Genomic DNA, 21773 nt, shown 5'->3' with positions numbered 1-21773 from the left:
CACAATAAAAGGCAATGTGAGTGGCAATATCAATAGCAGGTGGGGTTAGGCCCGGAAAAGTCATCGAAATTGAGCGCCGACTCTATAAGCAGCTTATTGTGGGTAAGCATAAAGTTAATGCTATGCCAGATGAGATCAGCGAAGACTTAGAAGAAAACGCCAATAAGCTTGATATTGAGCGTCAAGCATTAAAGCTGCGCATTGATAAGCAAGCAAAAGAGAAACAAGTATATCTTGAGGTGTCTGCACTGCTAACCCATACGGTTAATAATGCAATAGAGCATCAGTTAGCTAATCCACAAATGATATTAGAAGCATCAGCAATTGGTGAAGGCCAAATTTTATTGCTTGATTTATTATTAGATCCAGATCTTAATATCAATCGACTACGACCAATTATTGAAAGTATTAGTTGGTTATCGCGTGATTTAATTAATTTAATTAACAGCCCTGCATCTGGCCACCGCCGCCCCAAAAACTCCGATGTCCAAGTGACCGATATCAAGCTGGTACTCAATTACATTGGTATTGAAAATTTACGTTTGTTGATCCCTTATTTTTGTTTACGCCATTGGCTACCTACAGGTAATGCCAATTTATTGTGGATAACCCGCAAGCTTTGGCGATATAGCATGGTGAGTGCCATTGCCGCGCAAACCTTAGCTGAGTTACATAATAAAGAGCCCAGCTTGGCTTATTGTTGTGCCTTAATGTATCAATTTGCTACTTCGATCATTCTCAGTCAAAGCGGGCATATATTTGATAAAACTTGGGGGACATGGCTACGAGAAGCCAGCCTTAGTCGAGAGAAACAAGTTTATGATGCTATTATGGCAACAGATTTTCCTGCTGAGGCCGTTTTAGAACAAGTGTTGCAGCATAGTCATAGCTTAAATTGGCAACTACTCAGTTTACTGCAATTTGATGACTCAGCGATGACTCAAGTGCTAAAAGAACTCGATCACGATTACCACTTTACCGAGTTATCCGTCGACGCTGCAATTGTGGCTAAAGCGAGTTGTTACGCCAAAGTGCTTTTGCTAGAAGAGCAGCAACAAATCGACCCACAAGAAAAAAGAATTATGTTCGATTACTATCAATTTTCAGCTCAAGAATTAATTCGTCTTAAAGGGAAAAATTTCCGTAAACTCAATTTACTTTAACGCTGTTTTTTGTGTTTCGAGCAAATGTTAAATCTGTGTAATTATTCACTTTTGATGAATAGCTACACAAAATGGAGCCAAATAACTTTTTTTATGACTAGTTATGCTTCATAACCTCCAATAAACGCTTTGTTTATTCATATTTTTAATTCTTTATGCATAATGCTGATCTGGCCTGCAGAAGTTAATTGTACTGAACTGGTATTTTGATCACATTTTCGCTAATAATGTCGCATAAATAATACAAACTTCCGCTAATGCACTTACAGAATATAAAGCAAACAGCGGAAACAGCGGCTTTAAAACCGTTTACAACCTGAAGGATAAAATGCAATGAGTGTAGAAATGAACCTAACCCGTGCCCAATTCGATGAAGTTATGGTGCCTAATTATGCGCCTGCGGCCGTTATACCTGTTCGTGGAGCCGGTAGCCGAGTGTGGGATCAAGAAGGTAAGGAATTCATCGATTTCGCTGGTGGTATTGCAGTAAATTGTTTAGGTCATTGTCACCCAGCATTAGTGTCTGCATTAAAAGAGCAGAGCGAAAAAATATGGCACTTATCTAACGTGATGACTAACGAGCCTGCACTTGAATTAGCCACAAAGTTAGTCAATGCCACATTTGCTGAGCGTATTTATTTTGCCAACTCTGGTGCAGAAGCGAACGAAGCCGCACTTAAATTAGCGCGCCGTTATGCTCTAGACAACCATGGTGCAGACAAAGATCAAATTATCGCCTTTGATAAAGCATTCCACGGCCGGACATTCTTTACTGTTACGGTTGGTGGTCAAGCAGCATATTCAGATGGTTTCGGCCCTAAGCCTCAAAGTATTACCCATGTACCTTTTAATGATATCGCTGCACTTGAAGCGGTTATTTCAGACAAAACCTGTGCCATCATGCTTGAACCTCTTCAAGGTGAAGGCGGTATTATCAATGGTGACCCTGAGTTCTTAAAAGCAGTACGTCGCTTAGCCGATAAGCATGACGCATTGGTTATTTTTGATGAAGTACAAACAGGCGTAGGCCGTACTGGTGAGTTATTTGCTTACATGGGTACTGACATAGTGCCTGATATTTTAACTAGCGCTAAAGCGTTAGGCGGTGGCTTCCCGATTGCTGCAATGCTAACCACTGCAAAAATTGCTGCTCACTTAAAAATTGGTACTCATGGTTCTACTTATGGCGGTAACCCACTTGCTTGTGCAGTAGGTAATGCGGTAATGGACGTGGTTAATACCAAAGAAGTACTTGATGGCGTTAAACATCGTGAACAGCTATTCCGTGATGGTTTAGCGGCAATTAATGCTAAATACAACGTATTCAGTGAAATCCGTGGCAAGGGATTATTACTTGGTGCGGTATTAAATGAGCAATATGAAGGCCGTAGTCGTGACTTTTTAGTGGCATCTGTTGCTGAAGGTCTAATGAGTTTGATGGCGGGTGCAAACGTAGTGCGTTTTGCTCCTTCATTGGTTATCCCTGAAGCTGATATCGCTGAAGGTCTATTGCGTTTTGATCGCGCGGTAGCAAAAGTGGTTGCAGGTTAATGAACAAAAAGTGTGAGCCTAGCTTGCACTTTTTTGTTTGGGTACGCCAACAAAGTAAAATTGCGCCGAAAAGTATTTCAGCGCAATTTATTTGTGGCGCAATGAGGAGATTAAGATGTTAATCATACGTCCTATCCGTGCAAGTGATTACGATGCACTTTATGGTATTGCAGTCGAGTCAGGCCACGGTTTTACATCTTTACCAGTTAACGAAGAGTTACTGCGTTCAAAGATTGCTAGGGCAGAAGCATCTTTTACCAAGCATGTTGATAAACCTTTTGACGAAGGTTATTTAATGGTGCTTGAAGACATGAAAACCGGTGAAGTAGTCGGCACTTGTGGTATTGAAGCTGCTGTCGGCATGGAAGATGCTTTTTATCATTACCGTTTAGGTACTGAGGTGTATCACTCTCAACAAATCTCAGTTCGTAATGAAGTTGAAACCCTGACTCTATGCCATGACTATACGGGAGCGGCTGAGCTGTGCACCTTGTTTTTAAAAGACGGTTATCGCAAAGGTAATAACGGGCGCATGTTGTCGCGTTCGCGTTTTTTATTTTTAGCGCAGCATCAACATCGTTTTGGTGAAACTGTTATCGCAGAAATGCGAGGGGTCAGTGACGATCATGGTGAATCACCATTTTACGAATGGCTGCAGCATCATTTTTTAGGTATCGACTTTGTTGAGGCTGATTATTTATCAGGCTTAGGTAAAAAAGCGTTTATGGCTGAAATGATGCCACGTAACCCTGTTTACGTTTGTATGCTGCCTAAAAAAGCCCAAAAAGTGATTGGTGAAGTGCATAAAAACACTAAGCCAGCACTGCGGTTACTGCAAGCGGAAGGATTTAAATTCCGAAATTATGTCGATATTTTTGATGGTGGTCCAACGGTTGAATGTTCAATCGGAGATATTCGCTCGGTAAAAAAGAGCCGTTTACTTACTGTGAGCATTGGTAAAATGCCACATGCCGATCACCATTTTATTATTTCCAACACCTTGCTAGCTGATTATCGCGCATCGGCGGCAAAACTGTTGGTCTCTGATGAACACGATAATGTGGTGCTTAGTACTGAAATTGCTGCCGGTCTTATGGTCAGCGAAGGCGAGCAAATTCGTGTTTTAGCAATGTAGGAGCAAGAAATGACACAATATATTCAAGGTCAGTGGTTAGCTGGCGAAGGTCATGAAATTAACTCAAAAAACCCAGCCAACGGTGACGTCATTTGGCAAGGTAACACTGCAACCGCTGCTCAAGTGAACGCAGCTGTAGATGCCGCTCGTGCGGCGCAATTTGATTGGTTTATGCTGGGTTATGACGCCCGTTTAGCCATTGTTGAAGCTTATCGCGCACAACTAGAAAATAATAAAGCCGAGATAGCTGAAACCATCGCTCAAGAAACCGGTAAGCCACAATGGGAAACCGCCACTGAAGTTGGTGCCATGATTGGCAAAATCGCTTTGTCAGCAAAAGCTCACGACAAACGTACTGGTACTGAAACCAATGATCTGCCAGCAGGTCGTGCGGTATTACGTCACAAGCCTCATGGTGTTGTGGCTGTATTTGGTCCATATAACTTCCCGGGACATTTACCTAACGGTCATATAGTGCCTGCATTATTAGCCGGTAACACAGTGGTGTTTAAGCCTTCAGAGCTAACGCCTAAAGTGGCTGAGTTAATGCTAAAGTGCTGGGACAAAGCCGGCTTGCCACAAGGTGTGATTAACCTAGTGCAAGGCGAAGTTGACACAGGTAAAGCGTTGGCATCACACCCGCAAATTGATGGACTATTCTTTACCGGTAGTTCTCGCACTGGGCATATTTTACATGAACAATATGCCGGCCTTCCGGGTAAAATTTTAGCCCTTGAAATGGGTGGTAATAACCCGCTTATCGTTAAAGGCGTTACTGATACTAAAGCGGCTGTCCATGACATTATTCAGTCTGCATATATTTCCTCTGGTCAGCGTTGTACTTGTGCCCGTCGTTTATACATTGAAGAGGGCGAGCAAGGCGATGCGTTAATTGCCGAGCTAGTCAAGGCTGTTAAGCAAATCAAAGTCGGTGCTTGGAACGCTCAACCGCAACCTTTTATGGGCTCAATGATTTCTGAAACTGCAGCGCTTGGTATGGTTGCTGCGCAAGCAACACTCAAGTCATTAGGTGGCGTTCCGTTAGTTGAGTTAGTGCAAGTTGAAGCTGGAACGGGTTTAGTGACTCCAGGTTTAATTGACGTTACTCAAGTGGCAGCGTTACCAGATGAAGAATATTTTGGTCCATTATTACAGTTAGTTCGTTACCGTGATTTTGACCAAGCTATCCATTTAGCGAATGCGACTCGTTATGGTTTATCTGCCGGTTTACTCGCTGACAGCCGTGAAGATTACGATTACTTCCTCGCGCGCATTCGTGCTGGTATTGTTAATTGGAATAAGCAAATCACAGGTGCATCAGGTGCGGCACCATTTGGTGGCGTTGGCGCATCGGGTAACCATCGTGCAAGTGCGTTTTATGCTGCTGATTATTGCGCTTACCCTGTCGCTTCAATGGAAGCTGATTCAGTAAGCTTACCTGCAACTTTAAGCCCTGGTTTATCAATTTAACTGATAAATTCATCGCATGATCCGTGCTGGTGACGTGTTCGCCAGCCTTATTTTAGAAGGATTTAACCATGCATACTGACGTTAATGCTTTATTTGCTGCCCTATGGCAAGACTACATTAAGATGACGCCTTCAGCGGCGAAAATTCATCAACTATTAGGTCATGGTGCTCCTATCATCAATGACCATATCGCGTTGCGTACGTTTAATATCGCCAAAGTGAATTTAAGCGTATTGGCTGAGCATTTCACCTCTATCGGTTATGTCGACTGTGGCGATTATCAGTTTGTACAGAAAAAACTGATAGCTAAGCATTTTGAACATCCTGATCCAACACAGCCAAAGGTGTTTATCTCTGAGCTGTTAGTCGAGGAGTTTAGCCCTGAACTGCAAAAAACTATCCACGGTTTAATCGACCAAGTGGATGTCACAGCAACGACTGCCGATAATTTCATTTATTCAGGTCGTCATTGGGATCTAGACAAAGCCACTTACCAAGCCTTACTTGCTGAAAGTGAATATGCCGCTTGGGTCGCTGCGTTAGGTTACCGCGCTAATCACTTCACAGTATCAATTAATGACCTGCCAGAGTTTGAGCGTATTGAAGATGTAAACCAAGCCTTAAAACAGGCCGGTTTTGTATTAAATAGTTCAGGTGGTGAGATTAAAGGTTCGCCAGAAGTACTGCTAGAACAGTCTTCTACCATGGCCGATAAAGTCGTGGTTAACTTCACTGATGGCGATGTAGAAATTCCAAGTTGTTTCTATGAATTCGCCCGTCGTTACCCAATGGATAATGGTCAGCTTTATACTGGTTTTGTTGCAGCATCTGCAGACAAGATTTTTGAAAGTACCAATTCAATGATGTAATGTTGTGTACAACTAAAAAAGACCTAATTGAGTTATCAATTAGGTCTTTTTGTTGGCCGTAGCAAAGGCTTGGTTCAGTAAAAGGACAGCATGGAAGCTTATGGATTGATCAAAATGCTGACATTAAGCCCTTGTAATGTCTCACTACGATTAAATTTTAATATAAACCCATATTGCTCACAGATCTCTTTCACAATCGACAAGCCCAGTCCGTGACCCGTAGTTGCTTCATCGAGGCGGGTTCCACGAGCGGTTAACAATGCAATTTGCTCTTGCATGACACCACAGCCATCGTCTTCTATTTGGATTAATATCTCTCCTGATGGCAAATCAACTATGCTGATGTTCACCTGTGAATTCGCCCATTTAAAGGCGTTATCGAGCAGGTTGCCAAACAACTCCATGCCATCTTCACGATGAATGGGGATGCGACTAATATGTTGTGCGTTAACCACTCGGCATTCAATGACACGCTGATGATGAACCTTATGTAAGGTTTGAATTAAGCTATCGAAATCTTTTGGAACAGCCAGCTGTGCAGCGGGTAGCATGTCACCCGTTATTCGCGCCGCAGCCAGTTTACGCTCAATCATTTTATGCACTAAATCTAATTGCTGCTGCATTGCTATTGCGGCGTCAGGGTGGGTGAGCCCGAGGGCTTCAACTTGTTGCTGCATCACTGCTAATGGTGTTTTTAAGCCATGGCTTAAATTGCCTAGGTTATTTCGACTGCGTTCAATTTGTTTGGCGGTGTAGTCTAATAGCTCATTATAGGTTTCTGCTAGCGGACGGATCTCCGCCGGTATTTGCGACATGGTTAACGAAGCTATCTCACCTTCGCGCAATTTAGCCAGTGCGCCCTGGATTTGATTCACTGGTTTAAACGATTGGCGTAAAATAATGAAGATACCGGCGATCATCGCCAATAACATGCCAATATTGATTGCCAGTTTAGCGCCAAAGACTTCACTGAAGACGCGGCGACCAATACTAAGATCTTGGGCTACTGTCAATGTTGCCGTGTTGGGACTGTTAGGCGCACCAATACCAATAGAGAGCAGCTGCATATCATTATTTTTTGGCCCTTTAGCTTGCCATACGCGTTTTTGCTGCGCTTGTAAGGGTTCGATCTGCAGCTCTGCATCCCATAAGGATCGAGAACGAATAGTACGGTCAGGTAAATTTAATTGGAAATAGCGGCCTGAATAAGCCGGGCGATAAAAACTGGATAATTGGCTTTGGTCGATAACCAGTTCGCCATCATCGAGCCGAGTGGCAATGATAATATGTTCTAAATCTTCTTCTAAGCGGTTAATGATGGAGTCATGAAACGCATCTCGCAGCATAGATTCAAACAAAAATAAGCCGATGAGAGTGGCAATGATGATCAATCCACTCAGCCATAAGCTTAGTTTAAAGCGAATTGACATCATTCAATGATGCCATGAAAGATATAGCCTTGACCGCGACGGGTTTCGATAGCCGTTTTACCCAGCTTTTTACGTAAATGAGTCACGTATACTTCAACGACGTTACTTTCTTTCTCATCATCAAACTGGTAAAGCTTGTCTGTAAGCTGCTGTTTGGATAGTAGTTTTCTTGGCGACATTAAGAAAATTTTCAGTAACCTAAATTCCATTGATGTCAGCTCATACTCTTGTCCGCCCACCGTCACTTTCTGCTCATTTTCGTCGAGATTAACCCCAGCGTAGCAGAGTTGTTTTGATGATGAATTAACCCGTCCATGAGCTCGATGGATAAGTGCCTGAATTCTTGCGAGTAGCTCTTGAGTGTGAAACGGTTTACCTAAGTAATCATCAGCACCAGCATTAAAACCTTCCACTTTTTCGTGCCACTGACTGCGGGCCGTTAGCATAATAACTGGGGTACTGATGCCACGTTCACGCCATTGAGTCACTAATGACAAGCCATTGCCATCGGGTAAGCCAATATCGAGAATGACGCAGTCATAATCTGTTTCTTTCATCAAATAATCGGCTTCAATGGCCTTATCTGTGACGTCCGTAATATAACCTGCTTGCTTGAGTTGTTTTTCAAGTTCAGCAACCAGTAATGGGTTATCTTCAACGAGTAACAGTTTCATGTTTAGTACATTCGCTCGGTAATTGAGTCAATGGATCTTGCATGCCATTGGCTGCATCTAATTGCAGATTAACAACATGCCCTTGTTTTAGCCTAAATTGCAGGTCATAGCGCCACTTATCCTGATATTGGTATAGTTGCGCATCGATTAAGTGGCCATCACAATACTGTGATATCCAAGCTAAGTAATCATCTAATGACCTTATATTACCAGAAGATACTAATTTTTGGACGTTATCATGATCCAGAGCGAGTTCTTTTGTGGGAATATCTTGCTGGTTAATCGTGATGGCCATTAAGCTGCTTATTGCTATGGAGAACAAGCTATTCATGGTCGCTCCAAAATAAAAAAAGTGGCGTTCAGAGTATGAACACCACTTTAAGTATATTGGCTTAAATCAAGCTGAAGCTTATATGATTAAGGCTTAAACATTGCGTTTTAGCCCTATAAAACCTTAGTTGTTTAGCGTGTGCCGTAAACGACGATAGTTTTACCGTGTGCTTGAATCAAACTTTGTTCTTCAAGCATTTTTAAAATACGGCCTACCGTTTCACGTGAACAACCTACAATTTGACCAATCTCTTGACGGGTAATTTTAATTTGCATGCCATCAGGATGTGTCATTGCATCAGGCTGCTTAGCAAGATGTAATAGTGTTTGTGCAATACGGCCGGCGACGTCAAGGAATGCTAAGTCGCCCACTTTTTGGCTAGTACTTTGTAAACGATAGGCCATTTGCGCCGAAAGTTTCATGAGGATTTCAGGATTAACCTGGATAAGTTGCTTAAATTTCTTATAAGAAATTTCCGCAATTTCACATGCTTGCTTAGCACGAACCCATGCTGTACGTTCAGATTGCTCTTCAAACAATCCAAGTTCACCGATAAAGTCGCCTTGATTAAGATAAGACAGGATCATTTCTTTACCTTCTTCATCTTTGATCAATACTGCGACAGAACCTTTGACTATGTAATATAAAGTATCAGATTCTTCACCAGCATGGATTAAGGTGCTCTTTGCTGGATACTTATGAATGTGACAATGTGAAAGAAACCATTCTAATGTTGGGTCAGGTTTTGGCTTACCAATCAGAGCCATACGATATTCCTCGATTGATTAAAAATGAAAGTAAGTAATGTCTAATTAAGCATTCTACGCTATTGGTGCGGCGAAAACTTTGATAGAGATCGTATTTAGAAGTGTGTGTAGTGTATATTAACTTGTTAAATTTTAGATTAAATTTATTTTGTTTGTGATGGCGGTCGACTTTTTTGGCCAATTTGTCTTAATCATCACGACTATTGAATTATTGCAAAATACATGTGTCTATTGTATTGGATCCATGAGTTAGCTAGTGTTATCTAATCAGCATCATAAATAGTTGTCGAGGTATGCGTGAAAAAACTGAGTCAAATCGGGGTTATTGTCAGTGTTATGTTATTGAGTGGGCTAAGTTTGCCCGTGAACGCATTTGTTATCCCGCCTTCTATTCAGTCTCAGGCCGCTACTAAATTAGTCAATATTCAAATTAAAGCTAAGCAGGGCAATGCAGATGCGCAATTTTTATTGGGTTTAATGTATCTCTCGGGGCGATTTGTTATTCAAGACACAGAGCAAGGTTTGTACTGGATTAACCTTGCGGCACAGCAGCAACACATCAAGGCGCAGCAAACCTTAGCTGATTTAGCTTTTGAGGGGCATAAATTATTTCCGCGTGATTTAGCGCTTGCAGAAAAATGGTACCTAAAAATGATTGAGCAAGGTGATAAGTGGGCTCATTTTCGTTTAGGGTTTATTTATTCTGCTGGTGGTGATGGCGTGGCACGAAATTGTGGCAAAGCCATGGAGCAGTTTTTGGCAGCAGGTGATGCGGTTTCAATGGGGAATGTTGCGTGGATATTAGCCACGTGTCCAGAAGCAGAATATCGAGATGGTTCACGTGCGGTATCAATGTCGCTAAAGTTACTTGAGAATAATAAAAACGATCCCACAGTATTAGATAACCTTGCGGCCGGCTATGCAGAACTGGGCGATTTTACTGCAGCGATAGATACGCAGAAAAAAGCGATTGATGCACTAAAAGATAACCCTGAGATTGTGCGCAGCGATGAGTTTATTTTACGTTTGGAGCAGTATAAAAATAAGCAGGCTTATCGAGAAGTTATCCCACTGATGTAACGCACCAGCCAACCCAGTGGTTATCTTGTTGTCGCGGGATAGGTAAGGGCTTATCTCGCGCTTGATTATCGGCTTTATTGGGTTTCGTTGATGTGCTTAATGCACTAACAGATCAAAAAGGGGGAATTAGCTCTTCAAGCACATCAACTGCCGTTCTTTCGCTTGAAATCACGATGCGCCTATCTTAGTGGTTCTGACTTAAATCAAACTTAATCGAGTTTGATATCATTAAGATTTTGCAGCTCTAAGCGTTTATCCATTAAGTCTTTCACTAATGGCGTCAAAATTAATTCCATTGCCAATGACATTTTTCCACCGGGAACAACCAGTGTGTTGACGCGTGACATAAATGAGCCTTGGATCATGTTGAGATAATAAGGAAAATCAACATTATTAATACCGCGAAAGCGGATGACTAAAAAGCTTTCATCTAGGCTGGGTATGTCTTTTGCGCTAAAGGGGTTTGAGGTGTCCACGGTCGGCACGCGTTGAAAATTAATATGAGTCCGTGAAAATTGTGGCGTCATGTGCTTAATATAATCATCCATACTGCGCACAATCGATCCCATGACTTTTTCACGGCTATGGCCTCTATCGTTTGTATCGCGAATGATCTTCTGGATCCACTCTAAATTAACAATCGGTACCATGCCAATCAGCAGATCGACATGTTTAGCCACATCAGCATCTTCAGTTACTACACCACCGTGAAGACCTTCGTAATAGAGCATATCGGTATTGGCAGGTAAATCACGCCATTGAGTAAATGTGCCCGGCATTTGATTAAATGGCACGGCTTCGTCAAACGTATGCAAGTAACTGCGAGTTTGACCATTACCTGTGTTGCCGTAGCTGGTAAAACACTCTTCGAGTTTTTTGAAATTATTCGCTTCGGGCCCAAAATAACTCAGATTACGATTTTCAGCCTGTGATTTTCTAATTAACACTTCCATTTCAGCGCGAGTGAAATTGTGAAAACTATCACCTTCAACAAATGCGGCATTAATACCCAGCTGTCTAAAAATATGAATGAAGGCAGTTGTAGTTGTGGTTGTGCCAGCACCGGAAGAGCCGGTTACAGCAATAATAGGATGTTTTGCTGACATGTTATTTGCCTAGGTAATGTGTGGACGCGAAAAAACCAGTCACTAGTTATACGGTAATCTTTACCCGTGGGTCAATTATTCAAGGGTAACAATGTGATCATTTTGTCGCAAAATCAGTGTTTTTGTATTGTATCTAGTCGAAAGACGGACGTGAAATGTGTTCCCGTTGCCGAATGGCAATAGACTCATCATCTTCACTGAATTCAACCACTAACTCGCCTTTTTTGAGCGCAAGCTTACATTGCTCTATTGCTCTGGTTAATTGTTGCTCGTTGGCGTCACTAAAGCTGCCATCTTCAAGTTGTGATAATAGATACTCTTTTATCATACGTTGAAGTACTTCTTGAGGTAATGAGAGTAACGCTTCATAAGGCACAAGCATGGTGTATTCCTATTAATGACTTAGTGAAGAAGATGATCCGTCTGGCTCGGTTAGCGTATGTTCTTCAGAGAAAATAAACGCGATGATACGTTGCTCAAGATAAAAATGTGGCTTCCAAGGCCAGCCGCCGGCAATAAATCCCACATGACCACCAAACTCATGTAACTCGTATTCAACCATTGGCGATAATTGATCTTGGGTCGGGATCACTTCAGCGGTCATAAAAGGGTCGTCTTGAGCGTGGATAACCAGTGTGGGCTTAGTTATATACTGTAAATAACCTAGGCCGCTAGCTTGCTGATAGTAGTCATTAACGTCAGTAAAACCGTGTAATGGTGCTGTCACTTTATCGTCAAATAAATAAAAGGTGTTGAGCATTTTGAGCTGCTCTTTTGTGATCGGCATTTGTTCGGTTAAATCTGTAGTATTAATTTTATCGAGCATTTTTTGCTGTAAACGTTTAATCAAAAAACGTTGATAGAGAGTTGAAAAGCCACTCTCCAAGCGTTTGGCACAAGCTCCTAACGTTAACGGTGCTGATACCACTACAGCACGTTCGAGTAAGCTATTTTGCTGAGTACTACCTTGATATTTTGCCAATACATTACCGCCCAAGCTGTAACCTACAGCATAAAGCGGTGAGTCCGGATAATAGTGTTTGAGTTGCCCTAGGGTATAGGCTAAGTCGTTAACATCGCCGCTATGATAACTGCGAGCTAAGCGATTAGGCTCACCTGAACAGCCGCGATGATGATGGACAACAGCTGCCAGCTTGGCTTTTTTGGCTTCAATCAGCATTCTGCGTACATAGTGAGATTCTGTGTTACCTTCAAGACCATGAATAATTACTAAGATAGGCTGGCCATTCTGGGCCTGTCCTAACCAATCTAAGTCGACAAAATCGCCGTCAGGTAGCTCTTGCCTTTGCCGAAATGTTATTGGTTTGGCCACTTTAAATAGGAATGGTAGAATCGTTTGCACATGCGGGCTAGCAGCCCACCAGGGCGGAGTGAACAAGGTTTTCATAGACGGAATATTTCTGTAATTGTTTGTGAAAATTTAAACGTATGTTTAAATGTTACTCATGCCACTCTACCACATAAAAAATATAGACAACAATAAACTCAAGGGGAAGTAAATGAAGCGGCGTACCTTTCTCACTGGTGCTTTTGCTGGAACGGCTGCATTAGCATTAGGCGTTAATTTATATTTGCCAAACATCACAACTTCTTCGGAGGATATTCATCACCGCGTATTATTTGGTGTGTTGATCCCGGTATTCCTAGATGGCGCATTACCTGAGGTTCCTAGTCAGAGAGAGCTTGCTATTAATCGCACTCTGGATGCTATCTCACAATCAATTACCCACCTGCCTGTTGAACAGCAGCAAGAGTTGATGGAGTTATTAAATTTACTCGAAGGTCGTTTAGGGTTGTTGCTACTCAGTGGCAGTATGACGCCGCTGTTAATGCGAGAACCTCAGCAATTGATCGACATGCTAGAGTTTTGGCGTCATAACTATTTAGACATGTTAACCACCGCTTATGGCGGATTACGTGAATTGATTATGGCAAGCTATTACGCCTGTCCAGAGCATTGGGGAAATTTACGTTATGTAAAACCCACTTTCTTGGTGCCTAACGCGCATTAATCCTACTGTATAGGGAGTATTACCTTGGCCATTATTGATCCTATTATTACTGGTTTAAGCGCGGGTTGGCATCATATCGATGCGAGCACCTTAGAGATTGATCGTCACTTTGACGCGGATGTGGTTATTGTGGGTACCGGTGCGGGTGGCGGTACTGCAGCAGAAATACTCACAGAAGCTGGCTTAAAAGTGATTATGATTGAAGGCGGTGCGCTCAAATCATCGACAGACTTTGATATGGAAGAGCGCCACGCTTATCCTAATCTATACCAGCAGGCTGCTGCGATGAAAACGGCAGATAAAGGCATAGGTATATTCCAAGGTCGTGCAGTAGGTGGTTCAACCACAGTCAATTGGACTACAGCGATTAGAACGCCGGAACAAACATTGGCTTTTTGGGAACAAGAAAAGTCGGTCAAAGGGTTATCTTCGCAAGTGTTACTGCCGTGGTTTGAGTTAATGGAAAAACGCCTCAATATTGAACAATGGCAATATGAACCTAACCGTAATAACGGTGCATTACGCGAAGGTTGCGAAAAATTAGGTTGGGATTACACCGTCATCAAACGTAATGTTAAAGGCTGTTGGAATACTGGTTATTGCGGTATGGGTTGTCCTGTTAATGCTAAGCAATCAATGTTGGTTACCACCATACCCGCAGCGCTTGATAAAGGCGCTACGCTAATTTCACGCGCCAGAGTGATTAAGCTTGAGCATAAAGGTGATAAAGTTGTCGGCTTAACCGCGCAGGCTTTAACGCAAGGCTTAAAGCCCACGTCGGTGAACATCACTTTCAGTGCCAGGCATTATATTTTAAGTGCCGGTGCGATTCATACCCCGACTATTTTAATGCGTTCTAATACCCCTGATCCGCACAAACAATTAGGCAAAACCTTCTTACACCCTTCATTGTTGTCAGGCGGGATATTTGATGAGCAAATTAATGGCCACAGTGGAGCGCCACAATCTATCTATTCCGATGAATTTGTCTGGCATGATGGCGCTGCTGGAGAGCTAGGTTATAAACTTGAAGTTGCCCCTGTTCATCCGGTATTAATCGCGTCAAAAACTATTGGTTATGGCGTTAGTCATGCCCAGTTAATGGCTAACTTTAACCAAATGCAGGTGACTATTGCGCTTATACGTGATGGTTTCAATCAGCAATGTCCTGGTGGTCAGGTTCGGTTAACTGATAACAGCTTTGCATTAGATTATCCTTTAGGCCAAGGTTTCTGGGATGGGGCTCGTCGAGCATTTTTGTCGATGGCTGAATTACAATTTGCTGCAGGTGCTAAAAAAGTATTACCAATGCACGATGGCTTGTCATTTTTAAACTCATGGAGTGAAGCAAAGCAGGCTATCAATGATGTCGATTTAGGCTTACTAAAAACCATCGTTGCGTCGGCTCATGTTATGGGCGGCTGTGCTATGGGTGAAGATAAAACGCTGTCAATGGTTGATACATTTGGTAATTCACATTACCTGGAAAACTTATCTGTGATGGATGGTTCGGTATTTCCAACCAGTTTGGGGGCTAATCCTCAATTGTCTATTTATGGCCTTGTCGCCCGAAATGCGACAGCATTAGCCCAAAAGCTGACTCAAACGAGTTAACTGAACTGGCTCCTATATCGCTGATAGGAGTCTTTTACATTGATGGTTTGCGGTTGCATAAGAGTCAGCTTGAACATTTGACTTGATAAAGTTTATCAATCGATGTCATATCGAGTGCTTAAAAGATGCCAATAAAAAATCCGAATTACTCGTCGATAGGATAGTAGGCTCAGAGCCTTTGCCTTGCTAAATTGATGGTTTTTTACTGTCATCGACACTATTAGTTAAAAATTTTGGCGATTTTGCCTTTCAGTTGGCTTAATGATGTCGGTAATACCGTGTTATTTCCAAGCTAATCACATTCACTTCAACAAGATTACGATGGAAATTAATCTAGGGTTTAACCTCGCTTAAAAATCAGCTTCAGCTTATTTTATTCCACAATGAAAGTGCTAACGTTTTCAAGGGGGGGCGTTTCCCTTGAATGCTTATTGGTCGTTGATGTTATTTTTCAACGGCCTTAAGCTCTGAGTTGAGTTTATACATTTTAACGTTAAGAACCCTAACTTGTGTTTGCTGCAAAGCTTGTTCGTTTCGATGAAGAGTCGAGCCTTCTCAAGGCTTATCTTAGTATCTATTTGACTCAATGAAAATGTGTTATCGTCTAGCCAATTTAATGCTCAAGGGATTGTTATTAAGTATGTTATTTGAAATGTTTTTTCTCTTCTTCGCAGGTGTTTTTGGCGGTGTTCTTAATTCAATTGCAGGCGGAGGAAGCTTTATTACCTTTCCCGCGCTTATGTTTGTTGGTATACCTCCCATTATAGCCAATGCAACAAATACTTTTGCATCATGTGCTGGTTATATGAGTGGTACTTATGCCTTTCGAAAGGAGATTTCTGCTCATAAAGATGAACTGCTCCTAATCGTAACAATCAGCTTAATGGGCGGGATTACTGGTGCATGGCTATTGCTAAAAATACCTGAAGCAGTGTTTCGAGAGGCCATTCCCTGGTTACTTCTATTTGCTACCGTACTGTTTATTTTTGGTGGGGCAATTAATTTTTGGTTAAAAAAAATGGTATCCCATCACCGGCATGCATCATCCATAGGCGGAGTTTTATTAGCCATAATACTCTTAGGTGTATCGATCTATGGCGGTTTCTTCAACGCTGGACTAGGCATCATTTCACTGAGCTATTTAGCATTATCTGGTCACACTAATATCAATGCTATGAATGGGTTAAAGCTATTAATCTCATCGACAATCTCACTCATCGCTATCGTACTGTTCATTTTTAATGATGTCATAGCCTGGTACGAAGGCTCTATTGTGTTATGTGGCACTATCGTCGGTGGCTATGTTGCGGCAAATGTGTCACGCAAACTCCCGCAAAAGCATGTCAGACAGTTTGTTATTGTGGCGAGTATTGCCACTACAGCCTATTTCTTTTTTGATATTTATGCCGGTTTAGACAGTGTTTAAGTATCCAGAACATAACCATTTTGCTAAACGGCTGCTGCGTGGCCTGGTTGAATAAATAGAGGAACCTTTCTGAGTTGGCGAAGAGCTTATCGTCCAATTGATGACAACAAGTTCGCGAGTGAAAGAGCAAAATCAAGCCAATATAAAGTAAGACGTTGGCTTACAAGCGTGCAAGCGTTGAAGCCATTGGAGGCGGTTATTTTTAGGCCCAAATATGCGCTATGATCTATTTGACGCTTGATAGTATAGCTTGGGGGTCTGGAGAAGGAATTAAGTTACATCTATTACCAGTGAATAAGAACCTACGAGGTTAACTCAGCCATAACGCTTTTATCTAAGCCAAATAAACTAAGATAGTGTTGTGTGTTTGTCGGTTCTGGGTTATCACAATCATCAGCATCGATGATTTTACCATCCAGTAAATTCAATTTATGTAATAACATGTACTGAGATTTACGTTCCATAATTAACTCTACTTCGAGCATTTTCTGATATTCGTCGCTGTTTAAATGGGCTTTGGCGATCCGGCGTAAGCCTCGGTAAGGCTGAAGTACACTTGCTTCCCATTGCTCTATGACTTTAGTCAATGTTTCCCAATGTTGCTGCGTTAACATATAACACTGTTCATCGAGGTATTGCGCCAATAATAAAATGTTAATATTAACGTGATAACTGTCTTGTAGATTTATGTAAAATATAGGGTTAATAGAATAACTTTGCTCGCAATTATGCCAAATAGTGTGACTAAAATTTTGGCGATTTAAAGGCTGCGACATACTGTATTCCTTGTGGCATTTGTGGTGTGGATCAACAGCACAAATGCCAATAAAATAATCAAGACTAACCGCTTATTGGAAGTCTTGCTCGATAAGCTCAATTTGTTCTTGAATATCTAACCAATGCATTTCGCTTTCATCCATGGCTTGAGTCAGTGTGGTTCGCTCGTTGAGAACGTTAGTCATTTTAGCTTTGTTCTCGGCTTCGTATAAGCTGCCATCGGCTAATTCAATTTCTAATTCAGCTAATCTGGTACTCATTTTCTGTTGCTGGGTTTCTAACTTTACTTGTTGTTTTTTCAGTGGTGATACTTTTTGGCGCAGCTCAGCTTCCATTCTCTTTTGCTGCTTTTTATCAACCGCATCGCCGCTGGTGGGCGTTTCTGATTTGTTGTTGGCTTGGGCTAATTTAGCGGCATCAAGTAACCATTGATGATAATCATCTAAGTCGCCATCAAAAGGTGTTACCACACCTTGATCAACTAGATAATAGTCACTACAACTCAATCGTAATAGGTGACGGTCATGTGACACAATTACCATGGCGCCTTCAAATGATTGTAATGCCATGGTGAGCGCGTGGCGCATCTCTAAATCTAAATGGTTGGTGGGCTCATCGAGTAATAATAGGTTTGGACGTTGCCAAACGACTAATGCTAAAACCAGGCGCGCTTTTTCGCCGCCCGAAAATGGTCGCACTGGCGATAAGGCCATATCACCATTAAAGCCAAATCCACCTAAGAAGTTACGTAATTCTTGTTCGCGCGCGCCTGCTGGCGCCAGTCTGATCAAGTGTTGCATTGGCGAATCATCAAGGGTTAAAAACTCAACTTGATGCTGAGCAAAATAACCAATATTCAATCCTGGGTTAGGTTGATACTTGCCCGTTTTAGCTTGTAACTGCCCAGACAACAGTTTGATCAGTGTCGATTTACCAGCACCATTTCTCCCCAATAGACCAATACGCGCGCCAGGAACAAGGTTTAACTCAACCTGTTTAAGAATCGTATTATCTTCATAACCAATAGAGACATTTTCCATTACCACTAATGGATTAGGCAGCGCTTCGGGCTCTCTAAAGGCCATTTGAAATGGATTATCTACTTGCGATGGTAATAACTCCGCCATCCGTTCGAGCGCCTTTAAGCGACTTTGTGCTTGTTTAGCTTTACTGGCTTTATAGCGGAAACGGTCAACAAACGACTGCATATGTGAGCGTTCTTTTTGTTGACGTTCAAAGGCAACTTGCTGCTGGGCCATACGTTCGGCGCGTACGCGTTCAAAAGAAGAGTAGTTACCCTTGTAGTAATTTAATTTGTGATTCTCGACATGAACAATTTCACCGACAATCCCATCGATAAAGTCTCGATCGTGACTGATCAAAATCAGTGTTCCCTGATAGGATTTAATCCAACCTTCTAACCAATACATGGTATCTAAGTCTAAGTGGTTGGTTGGCTCATCGAGTAACAATAAGTCTGAGCGGCATAGTAGTGCTTGGGCTAGGTTAAGACGCATACGCCAACCACCAGAGAAGCTTTTAACCGGATTACTTTGGTCTGCATCTTTGAAGCCTAGGCCGGCTAATAACGACCCTGCTCGAGCTTTAATGGCATAGCCGCCAATAGCATCAATTTTGCCGTGGATAAGCGCAATGGCGTTACCGTTATTGTCTGCTTGAGCTTTCTCTAGTTGGGCCTCTAAATCACGGTATTCAGTGTCGCCATCAAGCACGTATTCTAATGCCGACACATCTAATGCTGGTGTTTCCTGTGCAACAGAGGCGACTTGCCAACCTGATGGGAAACTAAATTCACCTTTATCAAGATGTAAATGACCCAGAATTAAGGCAAGCAATGATGATTTACCTGTACCATTGGCGCCGACAAGGCCTACCTTGTGTCCGGGATAAATTGTCAGTGAGGTTTCATCGAGTAAGGTTTTACTGCCGCGAATTAACTGAGCTTGGCTTATGTTGATCATTAATTACAACTTGATACTTAAGAATAGAATAATGGTGCAGATAATATCGCATATCCGATTTATTTCCCACAATCACGGGACTCATGTGGGCTAATCATGGCAAAATAGGCGTATAAATTGATAAATGCCTTATTGAGTCAACAGCTCATTGTATAAACACTAAGTCGAGTAAATCATGACCAAAATTAAGAAACGTTTTGTTGCAGGCGCTAAATGTCCTAAATGCAGTGCCAAAGACAGTATTTTATTGTTTAAAGAAAATGGGATTGAAACGGTTGAATGTACTGAATGTGATTATCGTGAGCAGCAAACGGACATTAAAGTGCCGCAAAAAACGAATGGCAGCATGATAGGGGTATTTAAACCAGATTAAGCCTGACTAAATATTTTACTCACAACAAACCTCAATACTTTTCAGCCGTTGAGGTTAATTACTCATGTATTCATCTGGTTGTGTTTCAGCGGTTATCTTCATTTTATGCTGATTTAGTACCTTAATTACATCGACGTTATTCTGAGTAAGATCATCAAAGCGATCGTTAATCTCTTGTAATTCTAAGCCATAACTTGGATCGTCTTTAGGCTTAGTTTGCCAAAAGCGTTTGCGATCAAGTTTTTGTATTTCGCTAGCACGTAATATTTCAAAGTAGCTGTTTTCTTGCTTTAGACGATACATTTCACCATCAAGGAGTTGCAGTAACTTCTCTTTAGAAATAGTTTGTTTATTCAGCAGGGCTTTTAATGGGTCTTCTTTCAATTCGTGCTTGTCGGAGTCGACTTCGGTGGTAATACCTAATTGGTATTCAATTTTGTGCTGACGATACTCTTGTGGGCAGACGGTTTGGCTGAAAACGACTTTGTCATCCATCATACATTTGTAAATAGTATTGGATTGAGCGGTAAATGCGCTCATGGCGAGTATGATAAATAGCAGTCTTTTTGCCATGCGGCCACACATCCTTTTGTCATCACAATTATGATTTGATATCAGTTGGTTACGTTTTCTATGCGAGAGTTTTCGACATTAATTCAATTTAACAACCGACTACCTTGTCTAGCTGCCAATGGTAGTGGCATTTATTGTAAATGTACTACCAGTGTCATTGTATTTTTGCCTCTTACCAAGCCACTTGCTTTTGTTACCCTCGTGTTGGTTTTATTTGTGTTATTTGTCTATAACGTTAAGAATATTAGCATGTTTTTAGATTAAGCTACACGCAAAATTAGTAACAAATAAACCACAATAAGCAGCAGAAATTTCATACATAGTTGTTATGCTGGCTGATAATATAGCCACATTCATACCGATAACATCATGTTATCGGTTAAATATGGCCCAAGTTTATCGATAAAACCAGTTTTTTGACAATCGAAATTTGAATAAAAAACCATCTTTACTGTTATTTGATGTACTTAAACCGAAAACGGAATGTTTTCTTTGGTGATGATTAGCTATTTAGTTAGCTTAAGTTACGTGAGAATGACACGTTATCAATTAAGCGAGCTTTACCTAAATAAGCGGCAGCAATAACCACTAAGTCAGTGTCTGTTGCTGTTGCTTGACGTAACGTCTTGGCATTTCTCACTTCGAGGTAATCTGGGGTAAAGCCGGCATTAGTTAGCTGCTTTTTGGCTGTTACAATCGCTACTTCTGTTGATTCGCCGTGTTTAATGGCTTCAACAATAGTATCTAATGCTTGTTTTAACGCTGCAGCTGAGTGTTTTTCTTCTGCAGTTAAATAGCCGTTTCGAGAACTCATTGCCAGTCCTGATGCTTCACGAATAGTGTCAACACCAATCACTTCAATCGGCATGGATAAGTCACTCACCATGGTTTTAATAATCATTAATTGTTGAAAATCTTTACGACCGAATAAGGCGATATCTGGTTGGACAATATTAAACAGTTTGGTCACTATGGTTGCCACGCCACGAAAATGTCCAGGACGGCTTGCGCCACACAGTTGATCGCCAATGTCGGGTACTTCAACAAATGTTTGTTGTGCTAAACCGTTGGGATAGATTATCTCGGGCGTTGGGGTAAATAATATTTCTGTTCCGGCAGCCATCAGCTTATCGCTGTCTTGTTCTAATGTACGTGGGTACCCGTCCAAGTCTTCGTTAGCGCTAAACTGCATTGGATTAACAAAAATAGATACCACAACATGATCTGCACGCTTTTTAGCTTCGTTCACTAAGGTGATGTGGCCTTGGTGTAAGTTACCCATTGTTGGCACGAAGGCAACGGTTTCGCCTTTACGACGCCAAGCGTTTACATGTTCGCGAATAGTTGAAATAGCAGCAGTGGTGATCATTTTCTGTTGAAACCTTAATAAAAACAATGTCGTTAATTGATGTACATTCA

The 21773-nt window shown here is 41.7% G+C and carries 21 protein-coding genes; 10 read left to right on the top strand and 11 right to left on the bottom strand.

The features are described from left to right. Positions 1 to 20 precede the first annotated feature (20 nt). The 5 genes from H5114_RS04750 to H5114_RS04730 all read left to right on the top strand — a co-directional run bounded on the left by H5114_RS04750 (position 21) and on the right by H5114_RS04730 (position 6188). Positions 21 to 1163, top strand: coding sequence for an HDOD domain-containing protein (locus H5114_RS04750; RefSeq protein WP_182696700.1), 1143 nt, complete (start codon positions 21 to 23; stop codon positions 1161 to 1163). 333 nt (positions 1164 to 1496) lie between these two features. Next, a complete protein-coding gene (locus H5114_RS04745) occupies positions 1497 to 2714 on the top strand; it encodes an aspartate aminotransferase family protein (RefSeq protein WP_124018322.1) in 1218 nt (405 codons plus the stop codon). A gap of 115 nt (positions 2715 to 2829) precedes the next feature. Further along, positions 2830 to 3849 carry an arginine N-succinyltransferase gene (gene astA, locus H5114_RS04740; RefSeq protein ID WP_182696699.1) on the top strand — a complete coding sequence of 340 codons (1020 nt, stop codon included), beginning with the start codon at positions 2830 to 2832 and terminating at the stop codon, positions 3847 to 3849. Between the two features lie 9 nt (positions 3850 to 3858). Beyond that, complete coding sequence (astD, locus tag H5114_RS04735) at positions 3859 to 5319, top strand: succinylglutamate-semialdehyde dehydrogenase (RefSeq protein WP_182722340.1); 1461 nt, start codon at positions 3859 to 3861, stop codon at positions 5317 to 5319. Between the two features lie 68 nt (positions 5320 to 5387). Continuing rightward, a complete protein-coding gene (locus tag H5114_RS04730) occupies positions 5388 to 6188 on the top strand; it encodes a DUF1338 domain-containing protein (protein ID WP_182696698.1) in 801 nt (266 codons plus the stop codon). Positions 6189 to 6286: 98 nt separating this feature from the next. Here the strand turns inward: H5114_RS04730 and H5114_RS04725 are convergent, their stop codons facing one another. The 4 genes from H5114_RS04725 to crp all read right to left on the bottom strand — a co-directional run bounded on the left by H5114_RS04725 (position 6287) and on the right by crp (position 9390). Next, complete coding sequence (locus H5114_RS04725) at positions 6287 to 7621, bottom strand: sensor histidine kinase (RefSeq protein ID WP_124018326.1); 1335 nt, start codon at positions 7619 to 7621, stop codon at positions 6287 to 6289. Then, a complete protein-coding gene (locus H5114_RS04720; RefSeq protein WP_124018327.1) occupies positions 7618 to 8292 on the bottom strand; it encodes a response regulator transcription factor in 675 nt (224 codons plus the stop codon). Before H5114_RS04720 ends, H5114_RS04725 begins: the two co-directional genes overlap by 4 nt. After that, a complete protein-coding gene (locus H5114_RS04715) occupies positions 8273 to 8623 on the bottom strand; it encodes a PepSY domain-containing protein (protein ID WP_124018328.1) in 351 nt (116 codons plus the stop codon). The genes H5114_RS04720 and H5114_RS04715 overlap by 20 nt, the downstream gene beginning before the upstream one ends. Before the next feature lie 131 nt (positions 8624 to 8754). Beyond that, a complete protein-coding gene (crp, locus tag H5114_RS04710; RefSeq protein ID WP_124018329.1) occupies positions 8755 to 9390 on the bottom strand; it encodes a cAMP-activated global transcriptional regulator CRP in 636 nt (211 codons plus the stop codon). Positions 9391 to 9726: 336 nt separating this feature from the next. Here crp and H5114_RS04705 point away from each other — a divergent pair, with 336 nt between their 5' ends. Further along, positions 9727 to 10470, top strand: coding sequence for a tetratricopeptide repeat protein (locus tag H5114_RS04705; RefSeq protein ID WP_124018347.1), 744 nt, complete (start codon positions 9727 to 9729; stop codon positions 10468 to 10470). Between the two features lie 209 nt (positions 10471 to 10679). On the opposite strand, the gene H5114_RS04700 is transcribed toward H5114_RS04705, so the two are convergent. The 3 genes from H5114_RS04700 to H5114_RS04690 all read right to left on the bottom strand — a co-directional run bounded on the left by H5114_RS04700 (position 10680) and on the right by H5114_RS04690 (position 12984). Then, a complete protein-coding gene (locus H5114_RS04700) occupies positions 10680 to 11576 on the bottom strand; it encodes a phosphoribulokinase (RefSeq protein WP_124018330.1) in 897 nt (298 codons plus the stop codon). A gap of 133 nt (positions 11577 to 11709) precedes the next feature. Beyond that, positions 11710 to 11958, bottom strand: a complete 249-nt coding sequence (locus tag H5114_RS04695) for a YheU family protein (RefSeq protein WP_124018331.1) — start codon at positions 11956 to 11958, stop codon at positions 11710 to 11712. A 12-nt stretch (positions 11959 to 11970) separates the two neighbouring features. Further along, the gene (locus tag H5114_RS04690) at positions 11971 to 12984 is read right to left on the bottom strand and encodes a hydrolase (protein ID WP_182722339.1); all 1014 of its coding nucleotides are present in this window, start codon (positions 12982 to 12984) and stop codon (positions 11971 to 11973) included. Between the two features lie 112 nt (positions 12985 to 13096). Here H5114_RS04690 and H5114_RS04685 point away from each other — a divergent pair, with 112 nt between their 5' ends. The 3 genes from H5114_RS04685 to H5114_RS04675 all read left to right on the top strand — a co-directional run bounded on the left by H5114_RS04685 (position 13097) and on the right by H5114_RS04675 (position 16649). Continuing rightward, on the top strand, positions 13097 to 13609 hold the full coding sequence (locus H5114_RS04685) for a TAT leader-containing periplasmic protein (protein ID WP_124018333.1): 513 nt from the start codon (positions 13097 to 13099) through the stop codon (positions 13607 to 13609). A gap of 24 nt (positions 13610 to 13633) precedes the next feature. Beyond that, complete coding sequence (locus H5114_RS04680; RefSeq protein WP_124018334.1) at positions 13634 to 15223, top strand: GMC family oxidoreductase; 1590 nt, start codon at positions 13634 to 13636, stop codon at positions 15221 to 15223. Between the two features lie 640 nt (positions 15224 to 15863). Further along, entirely contained in the window at positions 15864 to 16649 is a 786-nt protein-coding gene (locus tag H5114_RS04675; RefSeq protein WP_182722338.1) for a sulfite exporter TauE/SafE family protein, read from the top strand. 302 nt (positions 16650 to 16951) lie between these two features. Here the strand turns inward: H5114_RS04675 and H5114_RS04670 are convergent, their stop codons facing one another. Together H5114_RS04670 and H5114_RS04665 are read right to left on the bottom strand one after the other, a co-directional pair. Beyond that, positions 16952 to 17425, bottom strand: a complete 474-nt coding sequence (locus H5114_RS04670) for a TIGR02444 family protein (RefSeq protein WP_182722337.1) — start codon at positions 17423 to 17425, stop codon at positions 16952 to 16954. A 72-nt stretch (positions 17426 to 17497) separates the two neighbouring features. Continuing rightward, positions 17498 to 19408 carry an ABC transporter ATP-binding protein gene (locus tag H5114_RS04665; protein ID WP_182696692.1) on the bottom strand — a complete coding sequence of 637 codons (1911 nt, stop codon included), beginning with the start codon at positions 19406 to 19408 and terminating at the stop codon, positions 17498 to 17500. Positions 19409 to 19583: 175 nt separating this feature from the next. Here H5114_RS04665 and H5114_RS04660 point away from each other — a divergent pair, with 175 nt between their 5' ends. After that, positions 19584 to 19781, top strand: coding sequence for a YheV family putative zinc ribbon protein (locus H5114_RS04660; protein WP_165870192.1), 198 nt, complete (start codon positions 19584 to 19586; stop codon positions 19779 to 19781). 54 nt (positions 19782 to 19835) lie between these two features. Here H5114_RS04660 and H5114_RS04655 read toward each other — a convergent pair whose 3' ends face one another. Continuing rightward, positions 19836 to 20354 carry a DUF4124 domain-containing protein gene (locus H5114_RS04655; RefSeq protein WP_182696691.1) on the bottom strand — a complete coding sequence of 173 codons (519 nt, stop codon included), beginning with the start codon at positions 20352 to 20354 and terminating at the stop codon, positions 19836 to 19838. A 514-nt stretch (positions 20355 to 20868) separates the two neighbouring features. After that, positions 20869 to 21723 carry a pantoate--beta-alanine ligase gene (panC, locus tag H5114_RS04650; protein ID WP_124018342.1) on the bottom strand — a complete coding sequence of 285 codons (855 nt, stop codon included), beginning with the start codon at positions 21721 to 21723 and terminating at the stop codon, positions 20869 to 20871. Positions 21724 to 21773 lie beyond the last annotated feature (50 nt).

This window comes from Shewanella sp. SR43-8, assembly GCF_014163775.1.
Taxonomy (GTDB): domain Bacteria; phylum Pseudomonadota; class Gammaproteobacteria; order Enterobacterales; family Shewanellaceae; genus Shewanella; species Shewanella vesiculosa.
The sequence above is the reverse complement of the archived record's forward strand: the minus strand, read 5'-3'. Positions and strand labels throughout refer to the sequence as shown.